This window comes from Hydrogenimonas sp., from assembly GCF_029932565.1.
In the GTDB taxonomy this organism is placed as follows: Bacteria; Campylobacterota; Campylobacteria; order Campylobacterales; family Hydrogenimonadaceae; genus Hydrogenimonas.
Genome location: NZ_JAOZPV010000107.1, coordinates 1 through 4,417 on the forward strand (window position 1 = coordinate 1; position 4,417 = coordinate 4,417).

At 50.8% G+C, this 4,417-nt stretch carries 7 protein-coding genes; 4 read left to right on the plus strand and 3 right to left on the minus strand.

Annotated elements, in window-relative coordinates:
- A partial coding sequence (locus Q1K24_RS09330) for a hypothetical protein (protein WP_300369316.1) occupies window positions 1-379 on the minus strand: 379 nt, incomplete at its 3' end.
- Window positions 376-957 (minus strand): hypothetical protein, encoded by a 582-nt coding sequence (locus tag Q1K24_RS09335; protein ID WP_300369319.1) that lies wholly within the window; start codon window positions 955-957, stop codon window positions 376-378. The genes Q1K24_RS09330 and Q1K24_RS09335, both read right to left, overlap by 4 nt.
- Before the next feature lie 35 nt (window positions 958-992).
- Here Q1K24_RS09335 and Q1K24_RS09340 point away from each other — a divergent pair, with 35 nt between their 5' ends.
- From Q1K24_RS09340 to Q1K24_RS09355, 4 genes are all read left to right on the plus strand, one after another.
- On the plus strand, window positions 993-1,454 hold the full coding sequence (locus Q1K24_RS09340) for a YaiI/YqxD family protein (protein WP_300369321.1): 462 nt from the start codon (window positions 993-995) through the stop codon (window positions 1,452-1,454).
- A 109-nt stretch (window positions 1,455-1,563) separates the two neighbouring features.
- Window positions 1,564-2,157: a YajG family lipoprotein gene (locus Q1K24_RS09345; RefSeq protein WP_300369324.1), complete on the plus strand. Its 594-nt coding sequence runs from the start codon at window positions 1,564-1,566 to the stop codon at window positions 2,155-2,157.
- 16 nt (window positions 2,158-2,173) lie between these two features.
- The gene (locus tag Q1K24_RS09350; RefSeq protein ID WP_300369328.1) at window positions 2,174-2,818 is read left to right on the plus strand and encodes a hypothetical protein; all 645 of its coding nucleotides are present in this window, start codon (window positions 2,174-2,176) and stop codon (window positions 2,816-2,818) included.
- A gap of 3 nt (window positions 2,819-2,821) precedes the next feature.
- Complete coding sequence (locus tag Q1K24_RS09355) at window positions 2,822-3,424, plus strand: hypothetical protein (protein WP_300369331.1); 603 nt, start codon at window positions 2,822-2,824, stop codon at window positions 3,422-3,424.
- 90 nt (window positions 3,425-3,514) lie between these two features.
- Here Q1K24_RS09355 and Q1K24_RS09360 read toward each other — a convergent pair whose 3' ends face one another.
- Window positions 3,515-4,177, minus strand: a complete 663-nt coding sequence (locus tag Q1K24_RS09360; protein ID WP_300369334.1) for a phosphoribosyltransferase — start codon at window positions 4,175-4,177, stop codon at window positions 3,515-3,517.
- Window positions 4,178-4,417: the final 240 nt, after the last annotated feature.

The window sequence follows — 4,417 nt, forward strand, 5'->3', positions numbered from 1 at the left end:
CTCTGAAAAGATCACTGTAGCGCGCCTTGATGATGCGGAGATCTTCGACGAACTGGTCGAACTCCTCATCTTCATACATCTCCGTCACTTCGAAATGGATTTCGATCTCTTCCTGCAGATCGTCCATCATCGTTTTAAAAAAATCGAACTCTTCGGGATACCGCTCCGCCAGCAGGTCGGTATGCTCTTTCAATGGAAGCGAGGTCTCCCCGAAATAGGGGTCCAGATCGATCATCTCCATCAAACTGTTATTTTCGATCTCTTTGAGAAGTGTATCGAGTGCCACAATCGGTTTGAGATTTTCATCCTCAGGATTGTCGGCGGCACGTGCCACCGCATCCTCATATTTTTTTTGATACGTCTCATCCAATTCGATCATCTCTCTTCTCCTTTAAAATCGATTCTGCAGCCAAAGTCTTTGTCGAGCAGCAGCGGCACGCGCTTTTCCGATCCGTCAAAATCCCGGATCGTCACCTCGGTCACTCCGGTCGACAACAGCTCTCTGGCTTTTTGTTTGCTCAGCATTTTACCGCCGAAACGCTTAATCGAATTTTTGAAAATTGCGAACTCACACCCTTCATCCCAGCGGGAACACCCATAACTGAGCGGGCTCTCGACTACATCGGCACCGCACAGCGGGCACTCTCCCAATACCTCCAGTTCACTGCCGGCTTCGAAATCGATCCATGGCCGCCACTTTTCCTCAACCTTTTTGAGCTCAACAGTAAAGAGCCGTTCCACTCCGCTCGACATGTTGAAACTCATGCGAACGGGGCCTTTGAGAAGTTTTCGCATCTGTTTTGGGGATATCCTGTAGTGGCCGATCGAAGCGAGTGCATACACGGAGATGGTAAAATCGCAGCCGGCACGCCACCCTTCGCATCCATAAAACTCTCCTCGGTCGACTACCGCTTCGCCGCATTCGGGACATCTGCCCAGTTTCGCTCGCTTTTGCATAGTGCGATTGTACCGAAATCTGCTATGATTGCGGAATGAAAATCTTTATTGACGGCGATGCCTTTCCAAATCTGCTCAAGCCGATTGTCCTGCGTGCATCGGAACGTCTGAAACTACCCCTTATACTCGTTTCGAACAAAAAGGTAAATATGGGAGCGTCAAATCGTCTCACGTCGCACATCGTCGAAGCGGGAGCGGACAAAGCGGACGATTTCATCGTCGAGATGGTCGAATCGGGCGATCTCGTCATCACGGCCGATATACCGCTTGCCGATCGGGTCATCACAAAAGGCGCTCATGCCATCGACCATCGCGGTGAACGTTACACCGCCGATAACATCAAACAGTATCTGACGATGCGCAATATGATGGATGAACTCCGTGAAAGCGGTGTCGTAACCGGCGGGCCAAAACCTTTCACGCAAAAAGATGCCCATGCATTCGCCAATGCCCTCAACACCTTTTTGAACAGGCACTATCACTCCGATTCCGTTTGATCTCCATCATCACAACCTTCACGGTTGCCCGGATTGTTGAGATGGGTTCTGCATTTTTTAAAACTGCAAATGCTATCATTGCAGCACGATTTCAAAACAGGTTATGACTATGATTCGATCTTTTACGACTCTTTGGACGGTGATCATTACGATTTTCATCGGGTTTGCCGGCTGTGCCCAGAAACCCCAGGCCTCCATCGCACTCGAACCCTTCGAACCCAATCCCGCCGTCTATCAGAAAAGCGGCACGATCTATCTGGCGGCTGTCAAAGATATCAGAAAGAACAGAGGTGTTGTCGGAAAGATTATCAAAGCGGGAAAGATCGTTACGACCGTAACAATCTCGCAACCGGTCGATCGCTGGTTCCAGGAGTCGATCATCAAAGCGCTGAAGGTTGAAGGATGCAACGTCACGACAAAAAAGAGCGCCAACCCGAAGATCGCGAAGATCACGATCCTCATCGACCGGCTTGGCGCGACACTCAATCGTGATGAACTGACCAAAGAGAATCTCGAAGCGACCGCCCGTGTGACACTTCTCATTGAACAGGGCAACAAAAAGATCACGAAGCATGTGGGATTGACCCAGAAAAAATGGGTTCCACCTTTCACGAGTGAACAGAGTATCCAGGAGTATCTCCAGGAGACCCTCGAATCACTGGTGGAGAGTGTTCGTGAACACATCGATGCCTACCGATTCTGACACTATAGATCATCCGTTGGCACGACAGATCGTCTGGTTGTCGCTATGGGCTGTCGCATTCGCGTTCATCGAAAGTTCCGTCGTCGTCTATCTGAGGAAGATCTACTATCCCGAAGGGTTTGCCTTTCCATTGACGCCGATCGAACCCAATATCCTTCTGAATGAACTGGTACGGGAGGCGATGACGCTTGTTGTCATCTGGACGACCGCGCAACTGTCCTATACCAGACTTCAGAGCAGAGTGGCAGCTTTTCTGATACTCTTCGGCATCTGGGACATCTTCTACTACATTTTTCTAAAGATCGTTCTCGACTGGCCTGCTTCCTTTGGAACATGGGATATTCTTTTTCTCATTCCGACGCCATGGGTCGGTCCCGTCTGGGCGCCGATGCTTGTCGCCATGACACTTGCAGCTTTCGGAATCTGCATATTGAAAGAGAATGCCAATGGCCGATATATCCCTTACAGTTGGAGATTCGTCGTGCTTGAAGGGATTGCCGGCACTATCATTGTCCTCTCATTCATCATTCCGGGGATTGATATATTTGAAGGGGGTGATCCGGGCACATTCCCTTCGGCCATTTTCTGGATCGGATATCTTTTCGGTCTCATACCCTTTCTTCGGCACCATTACAAATCTATAGCTTCCGGAAGGAAATAATCGATGCATCATACACTTCAATATGCCGGTCCAAAACCGATCTGTTCGAAATACGGTATTCTCTTCGACTATGCCAAAGAGGATCGCTTCATCTATCTCGACACGCTGATACAGCTGATCGAAGCGCTCGACACCCGGACACTCCGTGAAGGGACTCTCCACTTCGGCATCAAAAGAGAGCCTTTGGAGGGCAGTGTGCTGCTTGGAAAGATAGAAAAACATGTACCGGATGTCACACGGATAATGGAAAATGCCGTAGCCGATACGGAAATATTTCTTCACGAGACAATGGAGTGGACACAAACGAATGAGCAGATGAGCAGTATTGAAAAAGAGGTGTGGCTAAAAAATATCGCCTTGATGAAAGAGTACGTCGTTCAGCGTGCCGTCAACAAAGCGGTCTACTATATCCTCATCGATATGCTGGGTGAAAGACTGCGGGATGGACATGTACACTACATCGTTTTTCCGATGCACCGGAATTTCCATCATGTGGCCAAATCGCTCGGCAACGCCCTTGCCAAACAGAAACCGCCCGTCCCATCCTACGCTGAAATCGTCGAGACGAAAGAGGGAATGGCATTGAAATTCAATTTGACTCTCTAGAACCCCATCGTTCAAGTTTTTTCAACGAAATCGGCGGGCTTTTGTCCCGATTCGTCGTTGGTTCTCCCCGACCCGTAGCAAAAATCTGTGTTAGCGCCTATAGGGATGTTTGAGATGGGTTCCACTCTCTTTCCATCTTGCCATAATCTCCAGAACCTCTTCGTCGCTTACGTCGTACCAGTTTTCGTAGGCTTCGGCCACGGCTCTGAACCAGGGCGGAGTGGAGAGAATGACGACGTCATCGACGATCTCTTCAAGTTCCTCTTTGACACGGGGACTTCCGACAGGGGCAGCGACGACGATTTTGGCTGCACCCTGGTGCTGGCAGAATGCGATGGCGGCGTGCATCGTCGAGCCCATGGCGATGCCGTCGTCGACCAAAATGACGGTACGGCCGGTTACCGGTGTAATGGGACGCCCGCCGCGCAGCGTGCGGACGCGTCGCTCGATTTCGCCTTTCTGGTATGCGACGATACGTGCGACCAGATCGGAATCGAGCAGGTCGGCGTAGTAGGGGATGATATAGACCGAGCCGTCTTCGGCGATGGCGCCAAAGCCCGATTCAGGATTGTCGGGAAAAGGGAGTTTCCTGGCGATGAGCAGGTCGAAGTCGGCATCCAGCGTCTTGGCAACCTCGAATCCCACTTCGGTGCCGCCTCTAGGAATGGCCAGCACCAGCGGATTTTCGTGGCGGTAGGGAAGCAGGGCCTGAGCTAGATGGCGACCGGCGTCCTTTCGGTCTTTGAAGCGCATCTCGACCTCCTTTGTTAATGATCTTTCACAATTATATCGTGATGAAAAAGCGGAGAGAAAGTGGAGTAGGATACCATTCCGGCCGAAGACCGTCTCGAACGCAAAAGCGTTCGTAGACTCGGAACCAACGGCGATGTGTCAAACACCGTTATAGGGTCCCTGCCTATTTAAACAGCAGCGATCCCACACGGATCATGTTCGACCCGCACTCGATGGCGAGTTCGAAATCGTGGCTCATAC

Coding starts and splice junctions, on each gene's coding strand:
- Q1K24_RS09345 (WP_300369324.1), top strand. CDS start 1,564: ATGATTCGATCTTTTACGACTCTTTGGACGGTGATCATTACGATTTTC.
- Q1K24_RS09360 (WP_300369334.1), bottom strand. CDS start 4,177: ATGCGCTTCAAAGACCGAAAGGACGCCGGTCGCCATCTAGCTCAGGCC.
- Q1K24_RS09340 (WP_300369321.1), top strand. CDS start 993: ATGAAAATCTTTATTGACGGCGATGCCTTTCCAAATCTGCTCAAGCCG.
- Q1K24_RS09335 (WP_300369319.1), bottom strand. CDS start 957: ATGCAAAAGCGAGCGAAACTGGGCAGATGTCCCGAATGCGGCGAAGCG.
- Q1K24_RS09355 (WP_300369331.1), top strand. CDS start 2,822: ATGCATCATACACTTCAATATGCCGGTCCAAAACCGATCTGTTCGAAA.